Raw genomic sequence first — 23900 nt, 5'->3', positions numbered from 1 at the left:
ACGAAGGTTGAGGATCGCCTGTCCAATCGCCGTAAGCGAGGTAGAGCAGGCGGTTTGAATCGTCATCGCCGGCCCGTTCAGGTTAAGCTTGAACGACACGCGCGTTGCGAGGCAGTCGGGGAGGTTGCCCGTTAGTTCCGCGAACTTTCCGGTCTGGTAATTCGAGGTAAAGTCTTCCGCCTGTTTGCGGTCGCCCAGAATATTGTGAATGAGATAGCTATTCATGGAAGAGCCGGCAAAGACGCCGACCGGTACATCCATACCAAGCGGATTGCGACCGCTGTCTTCCAATGCCTCGTAACATATTTCAAGGAAGATGCGCGCCTGGGGGTCTGTGAGCGCTGCTTCACGAGGATACATCGAAAAGAACTTTGCGTCGAACATTCCTGCATCAGCCAAGTCGGGGCGGACAGGAACATAGTTGCTGTCGGATCGTTGTTGCGCAGAGAAGCTATCTTCCAGTTCAGTGGGGTCATAGCGGCGGATCAAGTTTTCGCCCTTGAGCAGATGCTGCCAGAAATCGTCGATGGTGTCCGAGCCTGGCAGGCGTGCTGCCATTCCCACGATTGCGATGGCATTTACGGGAATGTCCGCCTGTGGGGCATCGTTGTCTGTTGGCGCAACAGTGTCTTCCAAGCGGGGCGCCGCGAAGTTGGCGGGAGCCGTATCAGTGTTAATGATATTCGTCAGCTTTTCAGCTAGGCTTTGCAGTCGAGGCACCTCGAACATCACCGTTATGTCGAATGATGTGCGCAATTCTTTCATCAAGGCGGTGTGAAGGTTCACCAACTCGAGCGAGGTGCCGCCAGCTTCAAAGAAAGTTGTGTCGTCTGGCACCTGACCGCAACCAAGTGCCTCGTCCCACAGGTGTAGAATTTTTTGTTTTACCTGATGTTCGCTAATGGTTGAGCGTTTCGACTGGAACGCCGGAAGGGCGATGTTCGTTGCGGCTTTGTTTTCCTCTTCAAGGCGGCGAACCAACGCCTTGCGATCAACCTTGCTGTTTACGGTGAGAGGGAAATTTTCGATGACCCGATTGACGCGGGGTAGCATGCCGTCTGGTAGAACCTTGCCTAGCTCGGCCATGACATCCCGGATAAAAGCAGTAATATCCGAGGGCATTTCTCCGCTTGGCTTGAGAAAAGATGCAATCCTCTTTTCCCCCGTTTTGGCAGTCACCAGCACGACGGCGGCGTCAACCAGCATCGGCAACGCACGCAGGTTATGTTCGACTTCGTCCAGTTCGATGCGACGGCCGCCAAGCTTGACCTGCCGGTCGGCGCGGCCATGGAACTCGTAAACACCATCCTCGCGGCAACGCGCGAGATCGCCGGTCAGATAGACAAAACCGGAGTATCCGGGGCGGGGATCTTGTATGAAGGACTCCGCTGTGCGCTCGGGCTGGTTGAGATACCCGAGGGCAACCCCGGGGCCGGCTGCCACCAGCTGTCCGAGCGCGCCTTCGGGCAAGAGCGCATGATTGTCATCAATGACAAAGCACTCGCAATGCCCGGTAGGAATTCCGATCGGGATGGAACCGCCGTCCAGATCTGCGGGCGTTATCAGGTGCATGGTCGTAAAGACCGAATTTTCGGTTGGCCCGTAACCGTTGATGATTTCAATTCCCGGATCCGCTTCCATCAGTTTCCGGGTGAGCGGAACCGACATGACATCGCCACCCGCACCAAATTGGCGGAGCCCAACGAGTGCGCTGGTGTGATGCTCGATCATCAGATGCGCAAGTCCGGTATAAAAATACGCGACGTTTACATTTTTTCGCCTGATCACTTTAGCAAGAACGTCAAGTGCGGGTTTGGGTTGGGTAACCACCGCGACGGCCGCACCGTTGAGGAGCGGTGCCCAGATTTCCCAGGTTGAAACGTCACATGCTATGGTCGAATTGGCCAATGAAACATCACCGGGCAGGAACTGGCCTGTTGGTTGGTTGTAGCCCAAGCGCGTGATGGCCCTGTGCGGTAGGATGACCCCTTTTGGTTTTCCGGTCGAACCGGATGTATACATAATGTAGCAGGAGTCATCGCCGTTACGGGTTGGAAACGCGGGTTTTTCCGAGGGTTCATCGCGCAGTAAATCCGCTATCGAAAGGCAAGGAATCCCTTTTGAAGACAGGCTGTTAGCCAAGTCCTCGTAAGGAGCGTCCCAGAGGATGACCGAGGGGCGTGAGTCTTGGATGATGTAGGTGAGCTGCTTTGAGTCATAGGCCGGGTCTAGCGGTACATACGCGCCGCCCGCACAAATGATCCCTGCCATTGAAATGATGGCTTCCGGCGTTCTGTCGGTGATCAGGGCAACGTTGTCATCCGCTTTAACGCCAGCTTCCATCAAGTGCCAAGCGATGCGCTCAGAGGCGTTCGCCATCTCGGAGTAGCTGAATTGTCGCCCCTCGGCCGTTAACGCCAAGTCATGCGGGACGATGTCGCGTGCGCGCATGAAGCATGAATAGAGATCGAGTTCCGGGTCGTACTCGAGATTGGAAAAAGTGTCTTTGACAATGCTGTCCGGCATTATTTCCCCCAAGAAAAAATCAGGGGAATGGCGAAATTCGATACTGCAAAATCGATTTATACCAACGTCTTGCCAAAAAGCGACGCAGTTTTCCCCCAAGAAAAGCAAACATTCGACGCATATAACTTAATAGGGATAGCGTAGGGGAAAGGGCGGCAAAAAGTAAATAGTTCGTTAATGTAAAGTTTGATTTTTACCAAGAAGGGTTTGCCCTGAATTTCAAAATTTAGGCCAGGCCCTGTCGTAAATAGGCAAAGCAGGTATTGAAGTTCGCTCAGCCCACAAAATGTAGTGGGGGGACGCAAAGAGGTTGATGGAGGTTAAATTGTTCAAAATATGAGCTCTGGTTGGGCACGAAAACGATCTTTGAACCGTTTCTTTCGGCCTAGGACAGAATCATCCAGAAAATTGAGCCCCACACGGCGACACAGGCGAGGATGACAGCCAGGCGTAAGTAGCGACCGCTCGCTCTGATCCCTTTCGACCACGGCCGAGTGGATGCCTTCTGGGAAGGGAGTGTGTCCATGGTGGTTTCGTTTTTTCTGACCATGCGGGGTTGATATCGCCCATGAGTAGAAAAAACTACTTTTCTTACCCCATAAGGCGTCAGTGTGCGGAAAACGGCTCACGACGGCATCAGGTGAGGGAGCGGTCGTTAGGCGCTTTGATCAGTTAGAGTGCAGGATGTGCTTTGTTGTTCTTTGAGCTTGGGGTGCGTGGTTACGACGGGAGTTGGGCTTGAATGGTCCTTTTCAGCGATGTGTCCAGGATCAACAGGCACGGGACATAAAGGATCAGGATGCTCAGGCTGAGTACGAAAAATCGCGCGAGCGGATGTAGTTCCGCTAGCAAGCCAAAATGGAGAGCGATAAATGGAAATACGAGCGCAATTATCGTTGAGGGGATAACTTGCCAGCTTCTTTTCAGGATTTGTACCCAATGGATGCTAAAATGGCGGCTCATCACCACGGCGTTTATCACAAACGCGATGGATGCTGCGCAAAGTTCGGCCGCCGCCGTTGCGACGATACCGTACCGGGAGCCGATCGCAATACAAGTGATGGAAATGACGGAATAGACAAACATCAAACGCGGCAGCATTTCAGCGCGACCTGCCAGTGAGATAATCGGGATTGTCGCATGACCCGACATTCGGATCAGACCTGCGAGCGCAAGGATTTGCAGCACAGGTGCGGCCGAACTCCATTCAGAGCCGAGCAATCCTTCGGTCAAGTCGTCTGCCAGAACGGCGATCCCGACAAACAAGGGGGCGGCACCATAGATCTGGAGCCGGAAGAAAATTTGCGAAGTTTGCGCGACTGAATTGGTGTTTGCGTTGTTATCCCGAGCCTTTCGGAAAAGGTTCCAGGCGAGAACACGTGTCGGTTCGCTAACAATCTCTTCAAATCCTGCAACGATCCTTTGACCGGCTCTGAAGAACCCGACAGCTGCAGCCCCGACAAAGCCGCCAATCAGGAAGGTTGCGGCATAGATGCGAAGATTGACCAAAATACGTGTTGCGATGATGTGTTTGGAGAAATGCGCCATCTCAAGAAATTGAGGCCGTTCGATCTGCCGCGCAGGATATAATCGCGTGGCGAAGGCTGCGGCGCAGCACCATGTGAAAGAGTTCGCCAATCGCCCCCAGGCGAGGGCCAGTACACCATACCCCTGATAAAGCGCCCAAATGGCAACTGCAAAGTTGAGGGTTTCGCCGGCTACTACGCTCAATGCGGCGGACGATAGCCTGTTTTGTTGGTTTAGCGCGCCTGAATAAGCGGCGCCGAGTGACGCGAACAGGATGCTGAGTGCGAGAACCTGACCTACCAATCTTGCCAAGGGAGCGTCAGTAACCAACCCGGACAGCAACGAAAGCACGACGCCGATAATGGTGGCCAAAAGGCCGCTTAGAAGGGCAACGAGAAGCGATTTTCGTATCTTTTCGGTGTCTCCCTCGCATTGAAGGATATATTCTGGCCAACCGGCGGTCGCCAGTTGGTTCAGAATTACAATAAATGCCGCGACCAACGCAAAGAGGCCGAATTCTTCCGGGAGCATGAGCCGGGCAGCGACGATGAATATCGCAAACTGGATGAGTTGTACATAAATGCGCGACACAATAGTCCAACCGCCGCCTCTCAATGTTGTCTCAGGCTTTTGCGCTGGGGGGGGCGGGGGTGTCATACGGAGGCTTTGCAATTTATAAAAAGGGCTTCTTAGCATGATCTGCGCACGAAGAGGCGCGTTTAATCAATGGCGAACCCGACGATTGGGTCTGTGTTGGAAAAGTAATTTTGTTAACATCGTTACCTAGAGCAGACGCTAAAGCAAACCCTCCATTTGATTGAACTGAATAAGTTATCGACACGGGTTTTTGAGCTGTTCCCCAAACCTCGGGCAGGATCTGCCGTTTATTAAGCTACTCTTTGCTCTTGCGCTCTTGCCGATCGTCGGTGCCTCTCAGCGTTTCAGGAGCCGCTTTGGCCTTCTCCCGTTTTACATATCTGATCCCCGTCTTCTTGCATGACTCGCAGACAGCAACCCGCAGCTTGTGTCAGTGTCCAGATTGCGGTGGGGGAGTTCACTGCGGTGATTAGACACTGTGTGTTACAGGATGGAAGGATGAGCAAAATGACATGGCATGGGAAGAGATATTGGCTCCGATACCCGTTTTCCAAGGCGTGGTTGAAACTGACGCCATAGCAACTCTATGGCGTAAGCGTATAGAGTTGCTATGCTATTTCTTGATTCAAGATCCTTTGCGATTCGAAAAGATTAGATATGTTAGCTATTAGACAGCCATTTCCAGGCACGGTGCCGGGTGGAATCCGCGAATTTTTTTTCGCGCTTTCTTGCCTGCTGTTAATGGCGAACTATGTGTTGGCGGCTGCGCCTGACGGCTATTTGATAAACGTCGGTGACGAGCTGGAAATGGATATTCTGGATGATAATGATCCACCGCAACGGTTTACGGTTGGACGCGATGGTGCAGTTCAGTTGCCCTACATCGGCAGCTTTAAAGTGTCATCGATGACGCTTGGCAAAGCGCGTATCCAGATTGAAAAGATTTATGTCACGCGCGAAATTTTCGTGAAGCCATCAATTGAACTTTCGGTCGCAAGTTTCAGGCCGATTTCGGTGTTGGGAGACGTGCGGCGCCCGGGAAATTTTGACTACCAGCCGTTCATGACAGCAGAGCAAGCAGTTGGCATGGCGGGTGGCCCTGCAATTTCAACAAACAACGAAGAAGCGCGCGTTTTGGAACGTCGCAATCTTGCCGGGAGCCTAAGTAGCTTGGAGTTTGATTTGGCGCGCGTTGCGGCGCAATACGCTCGCGTACAGGCCCAGATTGCGGGCGCGGATGCCGCCGATTGGACCAATGTTCCGCCTGATATAAGGCCAGATATCAAGCGTGAGCTTTTTGACGAACACAAAATCAAGGAAGATCAGGTCATTGCCCTTGCGGCCGCGGATGTGACAACGCGCCGAAAACTTCTGGCCGATGCTGCGAACGAAGCGCAGCGGCGGATTGAACTTCTTGAAGAGCGCGAAGCCGTTTTGAAGCAAGCTCTTAAAGTGACTCGCAACGAGTTGGCGAGAGTGCAGGATATGGTGAAAAGGGGGCTTGTTGCGAAGTCCAACATCAATGCAAACGAGCTGAAAGTTTCGCAAGCGGAAAGTCAGTTGTTGCAGCTTTTGGAACAAAGGTCTGCTGCGCGTGTGCAGTTGGCCGATATCAAGAGTCAGCTGTCCCGGTTCGATTCCGACAGGGAAAAAACACTGCTGACGGACTCGCAGAACTATTGGAGCGAAATCAATAAGCTCAAGTCCAACCGTGCATCTATTGAGGATCGCATGCGGTTGCTTGATCAATGGATGAACGCGGCGAACGGGCTCGATACCGAGCTGTTGCTGGAATATCAGGTGCGGCGTAGAGAGGCACTGCGGATCAAGAATATTGTCCTGAAACCCTATGACGAACTCCTCCCCGGAGATCTGCTTGTTGTGGTGGTCAAAACGCCAGAGACGCTGGGAGAGCGGAAATGAACCGCTACACTCAGTCCGAAGCAGATAACCCGTACAATTCGGCCAAAAGGCAACCATCTGAGCAAAGGCCTTCGCCTTTACAGTCGATTGATTTGCTGGGTCTTTATTCAGTTTTGAGAGTCAATCTCAGGCTGATTTTGACGATTACGTTTCTGAGCATTGTCGCGATGTTTGTGTATCTGCAAACCTTGCCGCCAATCTATACGGCCTATGCTCAGGTCATTCTCGATACGCGTGAGGAGAGGGTGACGCCGGTTCAGGAAGTTGTTTCGAACCTGAATGTGACAAACTCAGTGGTTGCTGGGGAAATCGTCACGATCCGGTCAAATGTGCTGGTCGGGACGGTGGTTGATGAGATGAACCTTGTTAATCATCCGGATTTCGATCCGCGGGTGGCGCGTGGCGAGAGCCCTATGGCGTTTATCAAAAGGATGCTGCGCGGTGGCGAGCCGAGCCACGTTATTGCCGCCAGGTTGCCAGAGGAAATCCTGCGATCCTGGGTGACTGATGCCGTCAGGCGCAAGCTGAATGTCTCGCAATTAGGCGTCTCTTATGCGATCGGGATCAGTTTCGAACACGGCAACGCTGCACTTGCAGCCGAAGTCGCCAACGCTGTCGCGAACAGTTACATCGAAAGTCAGCTGGATACCAAGATGCAAGCGACGCTCAGGGCGAACTCATGGTTGGGTGACCGGCTGACAGAGCTGAGCGCACAAGTCGAAGTCGCTGACGCTGCTGTGGTCGCGTTCAAGGCTGAAATGATCGACAATGCCGGAGGTAATGAAGAGAGCATCAACCAACTTTTGGCCGAGTTGAACACAAAACTGGTAGGCAGTTCGACCGAACGTGCCGACGCCGAAGTGCGCTTGAGTCAGGTTGAGGCGCTTATGGCCAGCGGTGGGTTATCTTCGGTTGCTGATATTCTGACGTCCCCTCTTTTGGAAACGCTAAAGCGACAACATGCAGAGATGGCGGCGTCCAAAGCGCAAATGGCCAGCACTTTTGGGCGAAAACACCCTCAAATGGTGCGCATTACGGCGCAAATCAACGACATAGATCGAAGTATTGAAACGGAGCTTCGCCGGCGCGTTGAGGAAATGCGCAGTGAAGTTAGTGTGACCCGCAACAGAGAAGCTGCGTTGCGGCGCCAGATTGATATTGTGTCCGTTCGCGCGGACAGTCTCTCGAAAGACTCCGTCCGTTTGGGTCAGTTGGAGCGTACGGCAGCGGCAACACGATTGGTTTATGAGAACTTCCTGGCCCGGTACAAGGAAACCAGTGCACAGGCTGATTTCCAAACGCCGCAAGCCCGAGTCATCGGCAAGGCGATGGTGCCGGTTGTGCCGTCAGGGCCGAGAAAAACCATGATGATGATTGCGGCGACAACGCTTGGACTCGCTGCAGCAATCGCCGCGGTGTTCATAAGGAGCCTAATCCGGGCACCTGTCGCCAACGCCGAGGAATTGCGCGCGATTACACGATTGCCGACACTTGCGACCCTTCCGTTTGTTGGCGGCATGTTCAGCAGGAAAAACTGGCTGACAACGGAGTTGGCGCGCGAACACGGGTCGCCTTATCTTGAACGGGTGCGATCTATCAGGACCCACCTATTTGATGCGTCGCAGGCCGACAAACCAAAAGTGATCATGATAACTTCTTCGGTGCCGAATGAAGGCAAAACCTCTTTGAGCTGCACGCTCGCCAAGGTGTTTGCACAGCTTGATAAAAAGGTGCTGTTGATTGATGCTGATTTGCGCCGGCCGGATATTCTGGCGGCGCTGGACATGCCACTTCAGAAGAGCTGCCTTGTTGAGTATCTTGAGAAAAAGAAGAAGATACAGAACCTTGCTGTGAGTTCACCTTTACTGGGAGCGGATGTGATCGCCCCGACACGGCCAGCCGATAATGCGAGCGATCTACTGTCTTCGATGCATTTTTCAGGCATGCTTGTTCGGTTGATGCCGAAGTATGATTTTATCGTCATTAACGCGCCGCCCGTGTTGCATCTGTCGGATGCGATCCTTCTGGGCAACCTTGCGGATGTGACGTTGCTCGCTGTGCAATGCGATAAAACGCCTTCGAAGGTTGTGGCAGATTCTCTGGCAAGGCTTAGAAAATCAAACAAGACGCATGTTGCGGGAACCGTTCTTACAATGGTGCGGCGTTCCCATGCCGCGAATAATCAGCTCGACATGTATAGCTACGAGTATTGAGGATTGCATCGATTTGAAGGTCGCATTAGTTCACTACTGGCTTGTCGGGATGCGCGGGGGCGAGCGCGTGCTAGAAGAGCTGATCAGGCTTTACCCGGATGCGGACATATTTACCCATGTTGCAGACAGGGAAAACCTCTCTGATCTGATTTCGAGCCGACCAATTACAGAGAGCTTAGTTGCGCGGCTTCCCGCGGCCAAGAAACATTACCAGAAATATCTCGGCCTTATGCCTCGTGCTTTGGAAGAATTCGACCTTTCAGGATACGATTTGGTCGTCTCCTCGGAAAGTGGTCCAGCCAAGGGGGTGATTGTACCTCCCGGCACGCCGCATGTTTGCTATGTTCACACTCCTATGCGGTATATTTGGGATCACTATCCAGCCTACAAAAAAGAGCTTGGGCCATTGCTGCGTATGTATTTTTCGCGTTTGGCCCATCGCTTGAGGATCTGGGACGTTACGAGCGCGGCCCGAGTTGATCATTTTGTTGCCAATTCGAGCTTTGTTGCCGAGCGGATAAAACGATTTTATCGTCGTGACGCCGTGGTCGTGCACCCGCCTGTCGATCTGGATGCGTATCAGTTGCCGAGTGGCGCTTCAAAGCGTGACGCCTATCTGTTTGTTTCACAGCTCGTTCCTTACAAGCGGGCGGATTTGGTGGTCGAAGCTTTTCGCGGGATCGAACAATCACTTGTGGTCGTTGGCGACGGTTCACAACGCGCTGAATTGGAGCGCGATCTGCCTTCAAATGTGGCCCTACTGGGTAAAGTTCCAGGCAAAGAATTGACCCGGCTTTACCAAAATGCCCGTGCGTTGATCTTTCCTGCGGAAGAGGATTTCGGCATTGTCCCGCTTGAGGCTATGGCGTGTGGCACGCCGGTGCTTGCCTATGGACGGGGGGAGCTCTTGATAGTGTGGTCGACGGCAAGACAGGTCTTTTCTTTGACAGTCAGAGCATAGAGGCGATCCGTCAAGCGGTGATGCGTTTTGAACAGCAGCGGATGCAGTTTGATCCAGAAACAATCAGCGCTCATGCTTCGCGATTTGGTGCTGAACGTTTTCGGCGAGAATTTTCCACTGTGGTCGAGCGCGCGTTTGCTGATCAGTCCGAAAGAACATAGAGTTCCAACGCGGAGGGGGCCTCCGGGGTTGAATGCAAAGTGATCTCTACAGATCGGGGATTGGTTTCAAGAAAGTTGACGCGTCCCGTGTTGAGATTGCGTTCCAGGCGCGGAAAGCTCGTTCCAGCAACATGGAGTCGGAGTTGATGCCCGCGATTGAATTGGTAAGCGATATCGCGCAAGCTGACGGTGATTTCGTAGACCTCACCGGGTTTCAGAAGGCTCGGCTCGTCGAAGCTGTTGCGGTAGCGAAGGCGAAGCGCGCCTTCCTGAACCAAAAGCGCCTGTCCATCCGGATCGACATCGATGAGCCGCAGCACAAGGTCTGTGTCCGGGGTCGTAATTGAGACGCGTAGCTTTGCATTTATTGGGCCTGCGATGCGCAATGGCTTTGCGAGTGGGGCGGAGGTGAAAAGCAGCACATCGTGACGGGTTTCAATCGCGTTTTGAAAAACCGGACCGCTACGTTCTTCTGGATCGCCGGTGCAGCAGACAGCCCCGCCGATTGATGGAACCGGATTGGATGGATCAGAAGTGAAGCGCCGCTTGGTTACTTTGATCTGGTCAGCGTTTTTTACCAGAGTGCCACTTCTGGTTAGTAAGTACCTTTGCTTGATCGCGGTCGCCGGGGGCCAGTCTGCAGACGTGTTCCAGCGATCTTCGATCAAGCCGTAGAAGCTAAGATACGGCAGTGTCGCGGCCGGACCGTCAGCGAGGTGATGTTTCAAGAACCGGATTATCGTTTCGACAAAACCGAAGGTGGTTTCGGGGTTGATCGGCAAGTCCCCTACCATGGTTGATTGATCGGTGCCGAGATACCCGCAATGAGTGCCTGCGGCAATGATCGTGCTCACAGGGGCGCCGGCATTCCGAAAGGTTTTGGCCAATTCCAAGGTCGAACTGACGCCGGGGTCGTGCCATGTGTCGATGAACAAGGCTGGAGTGCGGAACGGCTCATGGCCTGTGATGTAACCCAAATTCTTCCAATAGCTAGCGTCGCTGAACTGTCTTAAAAATGGGTCATAGTCGGTCAAGTCCGGACGCGTATGGCGCACGACATCGATGACCGGCAGCACATTCAATGATTTTGGATCAAGTGGGCGATAGCCCGAGGTTTCGGGGGTTTTCCCGCCGTGCGTGCCAAACCAGCCGGCGGCGAGCGAGAGATTCAGGATGCCGCCTTCGAAAGCGCTGAAATAGGCGTTGCGTCCGCCGGCTGTTCCGATCGCGCCGCCCGCTGCGATTGGCACCATTGCGCGGTGTGCCGGATGCATCCGCGCTGCGAGCATGAGTTGCGCCTCTCCTAACGCAGAGCAACCCAATGTGCCGACCCTTCCGTTTGACCAAGGTTGAGAGACGATCCAGTCCAGTGTTGCGTAGCCGTCCGAGCCTGCGTTGGGGTAGGGCGTAAACACACCTTGGGAGTTATGGCGCCCGCGCATGTCCTGGGCGACGACAACGAAGCCACTTTTCGTCAGTTCATGGACCCAAAAACGAACCTCGCCATAGCTGCGCTTGCCATAAGGCAGGCGGAGCAAGACCGTGGGTGCAGGCGAGGCGGCATCGGGCAAATAGACATCAGTTGCCAGCCTGATCCCGTCTGGCATGGGGATCATGATATCCGGCAGACTGGGGGTGCCGGCTTGTACTTGCCAGGCAAGCTTATCCCGCAGGGAACGAACGATGGTATCAACTGGCCAGAAGAACGCTGAGATTACCATTACAAGCACGAATAGGGTGAGAAATGTAAAGCGTTGCGCAGTCATGGCTGGGTTGGCTTCAAGGTTAGGAATACCCGCAAAAAAGACGTGCGGGTCGGTGACTTGCAGCAGTTCTCATTCTGCACGTTCAAGGAAATACCCCATGCTGGTGCTTGCGCCGAGTGACGGGTGCGTAGCGATCGTCCGTGACAAGCTTGGAATTTGCCAACTATCCCGGATGACGTAGCCGATTTCGGAAATACCCTGTTCGAATGCTTCTCTATTTCGGATCTGATACGGGATGCGACCGTTGCCGATTTTCTCTAGAGTAACAACGGTCGGGCCGAGAGTCGTTGCGACTTTGTTCAGAAGGATATGTTTTGGCTTCTGGGTCAGTTTGGCGACTAAATCCGCGAATTCGATGTCAAGGTATTGCAACAAGCCCGATGCCAAGAGCACGTCCGCGGCCTTGATCTGCGTCACATCATCAAAGAACTGGATCTCTTCAGGGACGATCCCTGTTTTTTGTAGATCGCGTGCAGCCCGGATGGTCGCCGGAAGATCGTAAGTGCTCCAGATCACGGCGTTGAGGTCTATGTGCTCATGAAATGCGATGTACTTGGTGCCAAAATGACCGCCAGCATCCAATACTTGCAGATTGGGTTCAACGAGGCGTTCTAGCCAAAACATCACCGGATAGTCCCAGATGTGAACTTGTTTCATCACCTCGAAGTTAACCGGAGCAATGTCATCGTCGTCATAGCTGGCCGGAGTGCCGTTGCTCACATGGGAGATGGCACGCTCCCGGGTGGGATACGCTCCGATGAAAGCAGGAGGGCGGATGCCCATCGCCATCAGGCGCGCCCATTGTGCAGAAATTGGCCAGCCTATGTGGCGCCGCAATCGTTTGAGGCCGGACTTTGCTAGCCGCTTTGTAGACATAATTGTTGAAGCCTCACTCAAAAAAGGGGTGTTTTCGTATGTCTCGTTTCCAAAAGGGAAACAGTGAATTTTAGCGTAAGCGACAATGTTTATTGGCGTGTGGTTTTCTTTGTGTAGACTGCAGTCGAACAAATGCGGATGCAAGAATGATCTTTTTCCCCGCGGCCGGAGTCTTTTTGTTGGTTTGGCTTTGGGCGGTCATGCGAAGCGCTGATGCCGGCATACCGCTGGTGATTGCCGTGGTGCCGTTCGGCATGTTTGCGGCGGTCGCTATTGGTGGGTTGTCGTTGTTGTTGGCAAATTTGCTTGCTGCGCTGACCATCGGCGTCCTGATATTGCGACGGTTGAGCGCGAAAGAGGTGCAGACATCGCTGCACATTCCGGTTGCGGGTTTCTTTTTCATCGCATTCGCATTGTATTCGGTGTTTTCAGCCTTTGTCCTGGTGAGGATTTTTCAGGGACAGTTTTTGGTTTTCCCAATGAACGTCACTTATAAATCCACACAAGTGAGTGTTTTCTTCCCCTCCACAATGCTGCCGCTGCAACCCTCTAAGTCGAACATCGCGCAATCGTTTTACATCTTGCTGTCATGCGGTTTCTTCTTGGCAACTGTGTTTGTCATGCGGCGTAAAGGCACAAGGATTGTCGAGGCCGGGTTGTCGTGGGGCGCAGGCCTGAATGTGTTTCTAGGTTTTATGGACTACTTGGGAATGGATGCGCTGTTAAGTTTTGTTCGGACGGCGGATTATACACTGGCCAACGAGCAAACCGTTGCCGGGATAGCGCGGATTATCGGTGGTTTTGCGGAGGCTTCGGTCTTCGGAGCAGCTTCGGCGGCGTTCGCTGGCTACTTCATAATGTCTTTCTTGATCGGGCGCCGTGCTTGGGATGCGGCATTGGGGCTTGGAAATCTGATCGTTGCAGTGGTCGCGCTGTCGAGCACAGCGTTCTTAGGGCTCGGAATTGCAGCAATTCTCATACTGCTGCACGCCCGGACATTTTTGAGCGGTACCATGTCACGGACGGCTGGCCACCTGTTTGTCATAGGGGGGGCAGGGATGATGATCGCAATTTGTGTCCTTTTCCTGGTGTCGCCAGCAATGGATATGGCCTCTGACCTGTTCGATCGCCTGATCCTGTCAAAACAAGGAACGCTGTCGGGATTGGAGCGGGCAGCGTGGGCGCGCGCCGGCATAGATGCCTTCTACAACAGCTGGGGATTGGGCGCCGGAGTGGGATCGTTGCGCGGAAGTGGGCTTGCATCGGTATTGCTTGGAAGCGTCGGGCTGCCAGGAACTATTGCTTTTCTCGGTGTGGTGTACTTTTCGATTTTCAGGCCAATCAAAACGAACGACGCCGAGATTTTCCGAACATATTATGCAAGTCGCGTGTGTGCGTTAATCATACTGGCAACAATGTTCATTTCTGCGACAGTGCCTGATCCTTCACTACTGTTGAGCGGGATTGCCGCTGTTGCAGTTGTTTCGCGGGAGAACGCGGCGCAGAGATGGGTGGATCATGTCGGAAAGCCAACGCGGGTGTGGATCTCATTCAATGCCTGACCAAGATTTTGGTTGGGTTGATGCTTGGGTATGTTAATCGCTCGATGCCTGGAAAAAAGCTTGATGGCGACACGTTTTAGTCACTTTTCCTTTGGGCTTATGCTTGAACTGCACGCCAAAAAACCCACCCCAAAGGGGCGTAAATTGTTGGCAGGTAATCAATACATAAAGAATGTATGAAAAAAAGTCGTCAAACCTGACCACAATTCAACTATAGTTGGACAGGGATATGATTCGTTCATTTTTTTTCAGAACGGCAAGATTTTGACATATTTTACGACGATTGAATGTGGATTTTGGAATGCAGCTAGAGGGAGAACGTGAGGTTTCGGCTGTCCGAAACGTTGTTTCAGAGCAGTTTCTGACGCAAATAAAGTCGGAAGACAGCTCGGCGAGAGTGCTGTTTGAAAAAGCGTTTGCAGCACTTGCTTTGCTGTTCTTCGCACCATTTTTCGTCGGGATTGCCTTTTTGATTTACGTGACTGAAGGGGGGCCGATTTTCTTTGCACACAAACGCATTGGGAAAAATGGACAGCCTTTCTTGTGTTTGAAGTTTCGAACGATGGCGCTGGATGCTGAAGAACAGCTCCAACGCCTTCTTGAGAAGGACGATCAGGCGCGCGAGCAGTGGGAGGCAAACCAAAAACTTGATGGCGACCCACGTATCACCTGCATAGGCGAATTTTTTCGCAAAACCAGTTTGGATGAGTTGCCGCAGTTTTGGAATGTGCTGAAAGGCGAGATGTCGATTGTTGGTCCACGCCCCATTGTCGCGTCAGAAATACACCACTACGGGGATAACATTCTCGAATACCTATCAGTGAAGCCGGGAATCACGGGCGAGTGGCAGGTCAACGGGCGCAGCAAGACGACCTATGAGCAAAGGGTCGCGATGGATGTAGCGTATGTGCGCGGTCGAACTTTTGCTAAAGATTTGAGAATTATTGCAAAAACTGTGAAAGTGATGATCTTCGGGGATGGGGCTCAATAGTGCGAGAAGTTGGGCTCAACTACGCTACAACCACAAGTCCCAACACTGCGACCCAGAAAAAACTGCAACCGGCGACGACAGCAAGTCTGAGTTTGCTACGTGACGTGCGACGAATGATGCGTTGGCACGCCAGTGCAGTGTCGGTGCTTCGGCTTTTCATAAAGGTATGCTCGAACTTTTTTCTTAACTTTGGGTTAATTTCGCTTCATTATGTTCAATTGTCAATATGTGGTATGGTGGCGCGACAAATCAGCAACCATTTGTGGTTGAGCGCAAAAGGGCAATGCTAAAGTCAATGATTGTCTCAATTCCCACAACAAATCGTCCAGAAGTTGTTGTGCCAACGGTGTTGAATATCGCGCGTCAGACGCGGCTTCCAGACCTTCTTCTCATAGTCATCGCTAGTGAGAAAGATATCGATCCCATCGCAATCGAGAATATGCCCTTTCCCGTTTCAATCATAGTGAGCGAGCGTGGGTTGACCACGCAGCGTAACGCGGCGTTGGAAACACTCAAAAGCGATGACTTGCTGCTGTTTCTGGATGATGACTTTGTGATGGCACCGGACTACCTCGCCAATCTGGAGCGGTTGTTCTTGGATAATCCGGAAGTCGCGATGGCGACCGGAACTGTGCTAGCGGATGGTATTCATGGGCCGGGATTAACGCACAGATTTGGTCAGGATCTTGCGTCCAGAGGAAAGCCGCGGAAACTAGACAAGCAAAAACTGCAGGATGTCTATAATTGCTACGGATGCAATATGTCACTGCGAGCTAAGCATGTCGTGGCGCAGCAGATTCGGTTTGACCAACGACTAAAGATGTATGGGTGGCTTGAGGATGTGGATTTTTCCCGTCAGATGGCCAAGTTCGGGCGTATCGTTGAGTCTCAGTCTTTGGTTGGCGTCCACCTGGGAACCAAGACCGGACGCAGCAATGGCTTTAATCTCGGGTATTCTCAGGTCGCAAACCCATTTTACCTTAACGGAAAGGGGACGATGGCACCGCTGCGAGCGATGAACATTGTCGGCCGCAACCTTTTCAGCAATCTGGCCAGGTCATTGTACCCTGAACCTGAAATTGATCGTTGGGGGCGCCTCAAGGGAAATTTCAAGGCGCTCGGTGATTTGATACGGGGCCGGTTGAAGCCAGAACGAATTCTCGAGTTCTGATGATGAGACGGCGTCCTGACCGAGTGGTTATCATTTGTGATTTTGCCATGGTGAAGGGTGGGGCCTCGAAACTGGCGCTGCTGCAGGCCGAGGAGCTCGCGCAAACCGGCATCCCGGTAACCTTTTTTCTGGTGATGCTGGGGCTGAATTGCCGAAGGGTGTGGATGCGGTGGCGCTTGGCGGCAACAAATTGCTGGAGCAACGGAGGTTGAGCGCATTGTTGACGGGGCTCTGGAACTTCAAAGCGCAAAGGGGGTTGCGCGACTGGATCAAGGCCAACGATACGAGCACCACTATTTACCATGTCCACGGTTTTCATCAGACCCTTTCGCCTTCAGTCCTATGTCCCTTGAAGCGCGTAAAAAGCAGGACGGTTATGCATGCGCATGATTACTTCTTGGCATGCCCGAACGGGGCCTTTTTTGACTTTCAATCTGCAAAAACCTGCAATCGTCGACCGTTGTCATTTCAGTGCGTATCGCGCAACTGTGACAAACGTAACTACTTCCATAAGCTCTGGCGAGTTGCGCGGCAGTTTCTTCAAAACAAAACCAGATATCGCCTGTTGCCGGATGTTGTGACCGTTTTGATCCATGAAGCAATGGAGAGGCGGTTGTTTCCGCAGGGCGCCGGTGGACCGGTCGTTCCGATTGCAAACCCCGCTGTGTCGTTATTGGAGACGCCAGTCTCCGCCGAGCGCAATGCAGATGTTGTATTTGTCGGCGACATTCATGAGTACAAAGGCGTTTTTTTGCTGGCCGAAGCAGGGCGGCGGGCAGGGGTGCCTGTCCTTTTTGCGGGGGCTGGACTTGGATTGGCGCAGTTGAAAAAGCAGTATCCAGAGCATCGTTATGCTGGCTGGCAAGACCGGAATGGTTTGCGCAACGTACTATCGAAGGCGCGTCTATTGGTGGCACCGACACTTGGGCCCGAGCCATTTGGCTTGGCGCCCGTTGAAGCGTTGTTATCGGGCGTGCCTGTTGCGATAACGGATGAAATGTCACTCAGCCAGGATATCGTTTCGCGCGAAATGGGCCGTAGCTTCAAGGCTGGTGATATTGATGAGTTAACTGAAGTGATCTCGCACTTGGCCAATGATGATCTCGCTATTGCTCGGATGTCCGAAAATGCGAGTTTAAGGGCCGAAGAACTGTCGTTGCCTCCGGTCAAGTGGTGTCGTGAGCTTTGTGATGTTTATGCCGGACTGCTCGAAGATGCGGTCAACAAGGCGCGCTAACCTGCGGAAAAGAATTTCTATAATGACACGATGGTACTAGCTATTGAGATCCGACAGGATTTGATTTTCGCACGGATATTTCGTTGTAAGAAGATCAACCGAGTTAATCAGGAACGGCCTTAGCACTTGATCGAGCCGGATCAGGTGGAAGTGGCACATAGCTGATGGCCTGCTCCCCTGAGAGTCCGCTAATTTAGGTTAGCTCTGTTCAAGTTTTGGCCTTCCTTTAACCGGTTAACATATTCTGCCGGCGTCATGCCAGTGAGGCTTGTGTGCGGGCGGTGGTGGTTGAAGTCGGTGCGCCATGGCGCGATCAGTTGACGCGCGTGTCTGAGGCTGTCGAACAGGTGTTCGTTCAGGCATTCGTCCACTGCCTAGCAGGCGATTGCAGAGCAATCTGCCGAGCGGGGCGCATCCTGCCGTTAGCGCTTTCGACAAACCCGTTCTGCATTGGCTTGCCAGGGGCGATGTAGTGCCAATTCGCCTTGCGATCCTCCTGCCATTTCAGGATCGCATTTGAAGTTAGTTCGGTTCCATTATTGCTGACCACCATGCAGGGGTAACCACGCATCCCGGCTATTTGATCTAGCTCGCGCGCAACCCGATCTTCTGACAATGACATATCGAATACCACAACCAGACATTCGCGGCTGAAGTCATCGATCACATTCAGAATGCGGAACCGACGACCACACGAAAGGCTGTCTGACACAAAGTTGAGTGATCCCGTCGCCCGGCAGGCGATTTGCTTGCATGCAAATCTGCCGAGAGGGGCGTTGGTTCGGCTCTTGTGGGATCGCCCCTCTAGGGATCATGCTTTGCATGACCCTGCTGGGCAATGGTTCACACGCCAGGCCTCCCGCTTGAGCAGAATGTGCAGACGGCGATAACCAAACCGCCGTCGCTCAGACGACAGCTCTTTCAAGCGATCCCGCAGATCAGTATCCGCCGGTCGCTCGGATGTCCGGCGATAAACACGCGGATCGATTCCAGCTAACGCGCAGGCGCGCTTCTGATTGTATCGCTTCTCTTTCATGGCCCAGGCCGCAGCATTGCGTCGCGATCCAGGCCCCAAAAGTTTTTTCTCAGCATCTCCTTGAGCGTCGACACATCCATCATCTGCTCGGCGAGCAACTTCTTGAGCTTGGTAATACCAATCCTCTCGGCGTGTTGGAGCGCTTGAAGTTTGCCTTGAATGTCACGTTCATTGTTCGTCATGACTACCTCCTTCATTCCGCATTAGGGAATTTACAGTAAGTGTCGCGAGAGGCTGTATTTTCTACAATCCTTATTTGGTGAGTTTACTCCAGAATGCCGGAGCAGACCCCTGTTCGCTTTTATTAACTTTAAGACCTTCATATGAGCCACCAGAAGTTCCCGGAAGCTAACGACCTCGTTTCAAGAGCCGGTTTTCGTCGAGATTTACCGGCTCAGAATCTCCGCATGAAGACGCTGGAATGCTTCGCTTGCAGCAGTGGGGTTCATTCTTCTATCCAGCAGGCCGAGGCGGGGGTAGTATCCGCGATCCACATCGGTCAGCGTATCCAAAATCACTTCGCTGCACGGCGGAAGCGTTGCTGCGACATTGAGCGCATCGCAGGTGATGGCTGCGGTTTCATCGCGAGAGCCGGTCAGCGTTGCAGGATTCTCTCCGCCCATTCGGACAGTAAGGCTGAAGGATAGATTCCGGTCGTTCATGGCCGTGATCAAATCCTCGGCAAATACACTCGCTTTGCAACCATGCCCGGTTTCGAAAACCAGCCCGTCTACGCAATTTACTCCATCCAGCACCAGTCCGAGCGCATCAATTTCGTCAATGCTATCGGGAAGGAAGCCATGCGCGATTGAATGCGCGAAAGTGCCAGCCATTGTCTGGCCGTGATCCGCGGTCGAGCGTAACAACGAAACGAACAAGCGGGGGCCCATCCGCTTCTTTAGGGAAGACAATTCCCCGGTGCTTTGGGCAATGTTTTTTGCGGAAAGAATGATGTTCACCTGATCAAGAACATCAGACGCTGCCGCGATCTGCTCTTCCATAAGGCTATCGGGCATCCGGTAGAAGAAAGTTGAGAAACGATGCCCTGCGCGCTTGAGAAGCCGCATCCGGGCGAGCGTTTCCGGGTCACGGACATCCTCGAAGGGGACGCGCAGATGGCTTAGCCCCATCTCCCAAAGACCGAGAAGGCGATAATCGTTTCGGGCAGGTTTACGTCCGAACGCATCGACAACGCCGGAATAGGCGATTTCTATCGGTTTGGCCCACGGATCGCGCAGCTCAACTCCGATCGGGGTCGGCAAGCCCAGTTTGGGATGGATCATGGGAAGGGCCGGGGTCGCAGGGGGCGCTTCTCCTTCGGACTGCGTTTCACCGTTGCTGCGTATATGATGCAGCACGTGCCCGTCTTCATAGACTTCAACCAAAACGAACCCCAGCTTCGGCGCATCGTTGCGGCCGAACTCATCGGCCTCTCCCGGTGGCGCTTTGAAGAGTTCCGAATAGTCGAGACGCAATGCGCTGGTTGCGGGCAAGACATACGTCTCGGTTGCGCCGACAAGATCATAAAAGAAGGTGTGAACATGACCCGAAAACCATGCCTCGACCTTGTGTTTGCGTAGTAAATCGAGCAACCGGCCCCGCCCAGGTTCGGCGGTGTTGTCGTAGTGCTCTGCTTCATCATCAGCGCTAAGCCGTAGTGGCTGATGACCGAACATGAAAATGCGTTTGTCTGAATTCGTCTCAAGTTCGGATTCGATCCAGTCCCACTGCTCGGCCTCGCTGGTCGAATTTGTGTTGATGGTCTGACCGTTGATCAGGATGAAGTGGCTTTCGCCGTGCGAAAACGACAGATGGTCGGCGCCAAAATAGTCCTGATAAGCGTCGACGAACGCTTGCTCGCAACTTTTAGCTGGCGTCGATGGATCGGGCTTGTCCCCGATGTCGTGATTTCCCGGCACCAGATGCAGCGGCACTTTAAGTTGGCTGAAAATAGAATTGAACCGCTCGACTGAGCGATCCCGGTCGTCTGTGGCTTGATCAGGCGTTGGGTGGATCATGTCGCCAAGGTGAATGACGAAATCCGGCGCGAGGGCGTTTACCCGCGAGACAACGGCGCGCGCACGGTCATTGGCCAATCTGTTCGATGACCACGGCGAGGGCGTCACGCCATCGACCGGTCCGATATGGGTGTCTGATACGATTGCGAAGGTGAACATAGGCAGGGAATCACGGCGCGCCGCCATGGTCTGACCGTTGGATTTGCTCATTTTCTATTCCCTTGACGTGAAAAATTCATTCTATCATTATGATGATATTATAAATGGCTTGCAATACCTATCAGCTGTGTGCTCCGATCATCTCAGTGGAGAAGCTTCAACATTGATAGACGGCAAGCATAGGCCTGAGAGTGTTGGGTCTTAAACAGGAAGGTGGAATGATGAAAAAATTGATATTGGCTGCGGGTGCGCTCGCTTTTATGGCAGTCGCATCAACGGCGACGGCACAAGATTATCCGACAAAACCGGTCAAGCTGATCGTGAATTTTGGCGCTGGTGGTTCAACTGACACAGTCGCGCGCCTTGTTGCGGCGGAAATGTCAAAGATACTCGGAGAGCGTGTTGTCGTGGCGAACCAAGGCGGGGCGGGAGGCACGATCGGTGTCGCTGCTACGGCCGAAGGCACGGCTGACGGTTATACCATTGGCACGGCTAACATGCCGGCATTGGCTATTATGCCGCAAATGCGCGAACTTCCCTATGCGCCCGACGATGTCGTGCAGATCGCGGGTGTAATGCCATATGACTACGGCGTTTTTGCGCGCAACGGCGCTCCCTATGACACATGGGAAGAGCTGGTCGCATACGCCAAGGAAAACCCCGGCAAAGTGACCTATGGTAGTGTTGGCACTGGCACCACGAACCATCTGATGATGGAGCGAATGGCCAAAGAACTGGGCATTGAATGGCGCCACGTGCCGTTTCAGGGCGGATCAAAAGCGGTTGCGGCTCTTGTTGGTGGTCACGTTGACTTGGTCAATAACACCATCGGGCCTGTGCTTGCCCCTGTTCAAGCTGGGAAAATCAAGCCGATCATCGTTACATCCGAGCGGCGCTTTCCGTCTCTCCCCGACATGCCGACAGTATTGGAAAAAGGCTTTGGGTACGCACAGGTGTCTTACATGTCCATCGTCGCACCGGCCGGTCTCGATGACGGCATCCGTCAGACGTTGGAAGCGGCTGTGAAACAGGCAGTAGAAAGCCCTGCAGTGCTTGAGGCGGCGGCTAAGCTGGACCTGTTCCCCTCCTATTTGCCCGGCTCCGACTATGACGCACTGCTGGTGACCATGCGGACCGATTGGGGTGCGCTGCTGTCCGAACTCGGAATTGCCAAATAATCATGGCAAATAAAGTGCGCCTGACCTGTCATTCTGTCCTGCACCTACGGATAGGGCTCTTCTTTTCGCTGCTTGCCGTGCTGGTATTTGTTGCGATCAATGACCAGTTCGGTCCGTTGGGTAAGGACGCGACGATCGTTCCGATGATCGGGGCCGGCGCAATGTTTGTTCTGGGCGTGTGCTTGGCAGGCTCCGCCTTCAAAGAGCCGAATACAGATGTGGAAGCGGAGGAGCCGCTTTCACATCTTTCGGGCGCAGAAATGTCGCGTTTCATCGCCGCATTCGCCGTTGTCGCGTTGCACGCTTGGCTGTTGCCTTGGTTGGGCGTGTTGATTGGCGGCGTCACGCTCCAGTTTCTTTTGTATTTGTTGCTCGGGGTGCCCCTCCTGCGCGGCTTGCTGATTTCGGTGGCCTCTGTCGCAGTTCTTTATGTGTTCATTGGTTTGCTACTTGGGGTTCAACTGCCCTTGGGCTTGCTGGAATAGGGGCCTGACAATGGATATCCTTTCGTTTTCCATAATTGCAGAGGCATTGTCGGTCGCGATGATTCCCAGCAACATGCTGGCGGTTGCCTTGGGCGTCGCTGCGGGCGTTATCCTCGGGGCTATTCCGGGCCTGTCGGGGACGATGGCGATCGCTCTGATGATCCCACTGACATTCCATTGGACGCCCCTGTTTTCGATTTCTATCCTTATGGGATGTTGGAAGGGCAGCGTTTACGGCGGATCTATTTCTGCGATCCTGCTCAATACCCCCGGTACACCTGAAGCGGCCCCGACAGCGATGGATGGTTATCCGATGGTGCTGAAGGGCAAGGCGATGCAAGCGCTGATGATGGCGCTGGTGGCGTCGGTTGCCGGAGCGCTGATGTCGGATGCAGCCTTGATTCTGGGTGCCCCCCTGATTTCACAAATAGCGGTCAAATTTGGTCCTGCCGACCTTGCGTCGTTAATCCTTTTGTCGTTGGTCATTGTGTCCGGCAGCGGGTCAAACTCCATCCTGAAGGGTTTGATTGCCACCTCGGTTGGCTTGATCCTCGGGTCTATTGGTCTCGATCCTATTTCGGCCGAACGGCGTCTGACGTTTGGCATCCTGCATTTGGATCAGGGTCTGGATCTGCTTGCCCTCACGATCGGGCTTCTTGTTATGTCCGAGGTTTTCGTCCAATTCCGAGAGGAACTCGCCCGTCGCGGTGGCGCAAGCAGACAAATGCCCATACAGCTGAAAGGCGCATGGTTGAAATTGTCCGATCTGAAACGCAGCGCCGGCGTGATTTTTCGATCAAGCATCATTGGATCGGTCTGTGGTGCTCTACCCGGAGTCGGGTCAATTACAGCGGCGTTCATGGGCTATGATCAGGCCAAGGTTACATCGGGCCACCCGGAAACCTTCGGCAAGGGCGAGATTAAGGGCGTCGCGGCGTCAGAGGCGGCCAACAACGCGGTCTGCGGTACGGCGCTGGTTCCGATGCTTACGCTTGGCATTCCCGGCTCGCTTTCGGTGGCCATTATCATGGGCGCTTTCATGATCCACGGCCTGGCCCCTGGTCCGCTTTTGATGTCGGAAGAACCGGTATTCGTTTACGCGCTGTTTATGCTCCTGATCCTGTCGGATATCCTGCTGTTCTTTATTCCGTTACCGATCATACCACTCGCAGCGCGGCTCAGTTCGATCCGACGGTCCTATTTATTGCCTGCAATCGCATTCTTTTGCGTGGTCGGCGCCTATAGCACACAGCAAAGCCTTTTCGATGTTGAGGTCATGGCTGCCTTTGGGGTGGTCGGTTACTTTTTCAAGCGGTGGGGGATTAGTCCGGCGGCCCTTTTGATTGCATTCATCCTCGGGCCGATGGCCGAGACCAACCTGCGCCTTGCCTTGACGCTTTCCGGCGGGGACGCCACTGTGTTCGTAAGCCGGCCTTACAGTGCAGCTTTCCGGGCTTGGCGGTCGTAATGCTGGTATGGATGTCGGTGCGTCGCCGCAAGTATGTCGAAGCAG

At 53.5% G+C, this 23900-nt stretch carries 14 protein-coding genes and 2 pseudogenes; 10 read left to right on the top strand and 6 right to left on the bottom strand.

Annotation, left to right across the window (positions count from 1 at the left end):
- Positions 1-3 precede the first annotated feature (3 nt).
- Both N4R57_11620 and N4R57_11615 read right to left on the bottom strand, forming a co-directional pair.
- A pseudogene (locus N4R57_11620) lies at positions 4-2451 on the bottom strand (amino acid adenylation domain-containing protein).
- 795 nt (positions 2452-3246) lie between these two features.
- Positions 3247-4710, bottom strand: coding sequence for an oligosaccharide flippase family protein (locus tag N4R57_11615; protein UYV35719.1), 1464 nt, complete (start codon positions 4708-4710; stop codon positions 3247-3249).
- A 597-nt stretch (positions 4711-5307) separates the two neighbouring features.
- Here N4R57_11615 and N4R57_11610 point away from each other — a divergent pair.
- From N4R57_11610 to N4R57_11600, 3 genes are read left to right on the top strand one after another with little or no spacing between them, the layout of a single operon-like run.
- Positions 5308-6573: a polysaccharide biosynthesis/export family protein gene (locus tag N4R57_11610; protein UYV35718.1), complete on the top strand. Its 1266-nt coding sequence runs from the start codon at positions 5308-5310 to the stop codon at positions 6571-6573.
- Positions 6570-8786 carry a polysaccharide biosynthesis tyrosine autokinase gene (locus tag N4R57_11605; GenBank protein UYV35717.1) on the top strand — a complete coding sequence of 739 codons (2217 nt, stop codon included), beginning with the start codon at positions 6570-6572 and terminating at the stop codon, positions 8784-8786. The genes N4R57_11610 and N4R57_11605 overlap by 4 nt, the downstream gene beginning before the upstream one ends.
- Before the next feature lie 13 nt (positions 8787-8799).
- The gene (locus N4R57_11600) at positions 8800-9747 is read left to right on the top strand and encodes a glycosyltransferase (protein UYV35716.1); all 948 of its coding nucleotides are present in this window, start codon (positions 8800-8802) and stop codon (positions 9745-9747) included.
- A gap of 142 nt (positions 9748-9889) precedes the next feature.
- On the opposite strand, the gene N4R57_11595 is transcribed toward N4R57_11600, so the two are convergent.
- Together N4R57_11595 and N4R57_11590 are read right to left on the bottom strand one after the other, a co-directional pair.
- On the bottom strand, positions 9890-11674 hold the full coding sequence (locus N4R57_11595) for a CocE/NonD family hydrolase (GenBank protein UYV35715.1): 1785 nt from the start codon (positions 11672-11674) through the stop codon (positions 9890-9892).
- Between the two features lie 69 nt (positions 11675-11743).
- A complete protein-coding gene (locus N4R57_11590; protein UYV35714.1) occupies positions 11744-12463 on the bottom strand; it encodes a methyltransferase, TIGR04325 family in 720 nt (239 codons plus the stop codon).
- A 233-nt stretch (positions 12464-12696) separates the two neighbouring features.
- Between N4R57_11590 and N4R57_11585 the strand changes: the two genes are divergently transcribed.
- The 4 genes from N4R57_11585 (at position 12697) to N4R57_11570 (ending at position 17511) form a co-directional block, all read left to right on the top strand.
- A complete protein-coding gene (locus N4R57_11585) occupies positions 12697-14112 on the top strand; it encodes a hypothetical protein (GenBank protein ID UYV35713.1) in 1416 nt (471 codons plus the stop codon).
- Between the two features lie 301 nt (positions 14113-14413).
- Positions 14414-15103, top strand: a complete 690-nt coding sequence (locus N4R57_11580; protein ID UYV35712.1) for a sugar transferase — start codon at positions 14414-14416, stop codon at positions 15101-15103.
- 295 nt (positions 15104-15398) lie between these two features.
- Positions 15399-16274: a glycosyltransferase gene (locus N4R57_11575; protein ID UYV35711.1), complete on the top strand. Its 876-nt coding sequence runs from the start codon at positions 15399-15401 to the stop codon at positions 16272-16274.
- Between the two features lie 148 nt (positions 16275-16422).
- A complete protein-coding gene (locus tag N4R57_11570) occupies positions 16423-17511 on the top strand; it encodes a glycosyltransferase family 4 protein (GenBank protein ID UYV35710.1) in 1089 nt (362 codons plus the stop codon).
- A gap of 188 nt (positions 17512-17699) precedes the next feature.
- On the opposite strand, the pseudogene N4R57_11565 reads toward N4R57_11570, so the two are convergent.
- Both N4R57_11565 and N4R57_11560 read right to left on the bottom strand, forming a co-directional pair.
- Positions 17700-18660 (bottom strand): annotated as a pseudogene (locus N4R57_11565) (IS3 family transposase).
- 273 nt (positions 18661-18933) lie between these two features.
- A complete protein-coding gene (locus N4R57_11560; protein ID UYV35709.1) occupies positions 18934-20775 on the bottom strand; it encodes a metallophosphoesterase in 1842 nt (613 codons plus the stop codon).
- 167 nt (positions 20776-20942) lie between these two features.
- Here N4R57_11560 and N4R57_11555 point away from each other — a divergent pair, with 167 nt between their 5' ends.
- The 3 genes from N4R57_11555 to N4R57_11545 are packed head-to-tail and all read left to right on the top strand — an operon-like array spanning position 20943 to position 23855.
- Positions 20943-21902, top strand: coding sequence for a tripartite tricarboxylate transporter substrate binding protein (locus N4R57_11555; protein ID UYV35708.1), 960 nt, complete (start codon positions 20943-20945; stop codon positions 21900-21902).
- Positions 21903-21904: 2 nt separating this feature from the next.
- Positions 21905-22387, top strand: a complete 483-nt coding sequence (locus N4R57_11550; GenBank protein ID UYV35707.1) for a tripartite tricarboxylate transporter TctB family protein — start codon at positions 21905-21907, stop codon at positions 22385-22387.
- Positions 22353-23855, top strand: coding sequence for a tripartite tricarboxylate transporter permease (locus tag N4R57_11545; protein UYV35706.1), 1503 nt, complete (start codon positions 22353-22355; stop codon positions 23853-23855). The genes N4R57_11550 and N4R57_11545 overlap by 35 nt, the downstream gene beginning before the upstream one ends.
- Positions 23856-23900: the final 45 nt, after the last annotated feature.

This window comes from Rhodobacteraceae bacterium D3-12 (assembly GCA_025916135.1).
In the GTDB taxonomy this organism is placed as follows: domain Bacteria; phylum Pseudomonadota; class Alphaproteobacteria; order Rhodobacterales; family Rhodobacteraceae; genus JAKGBX01.
Note: the sequence above shows the minus strand (reverse complement) of the source record. Positions and strands in the feature narration are given on the sequence as shown.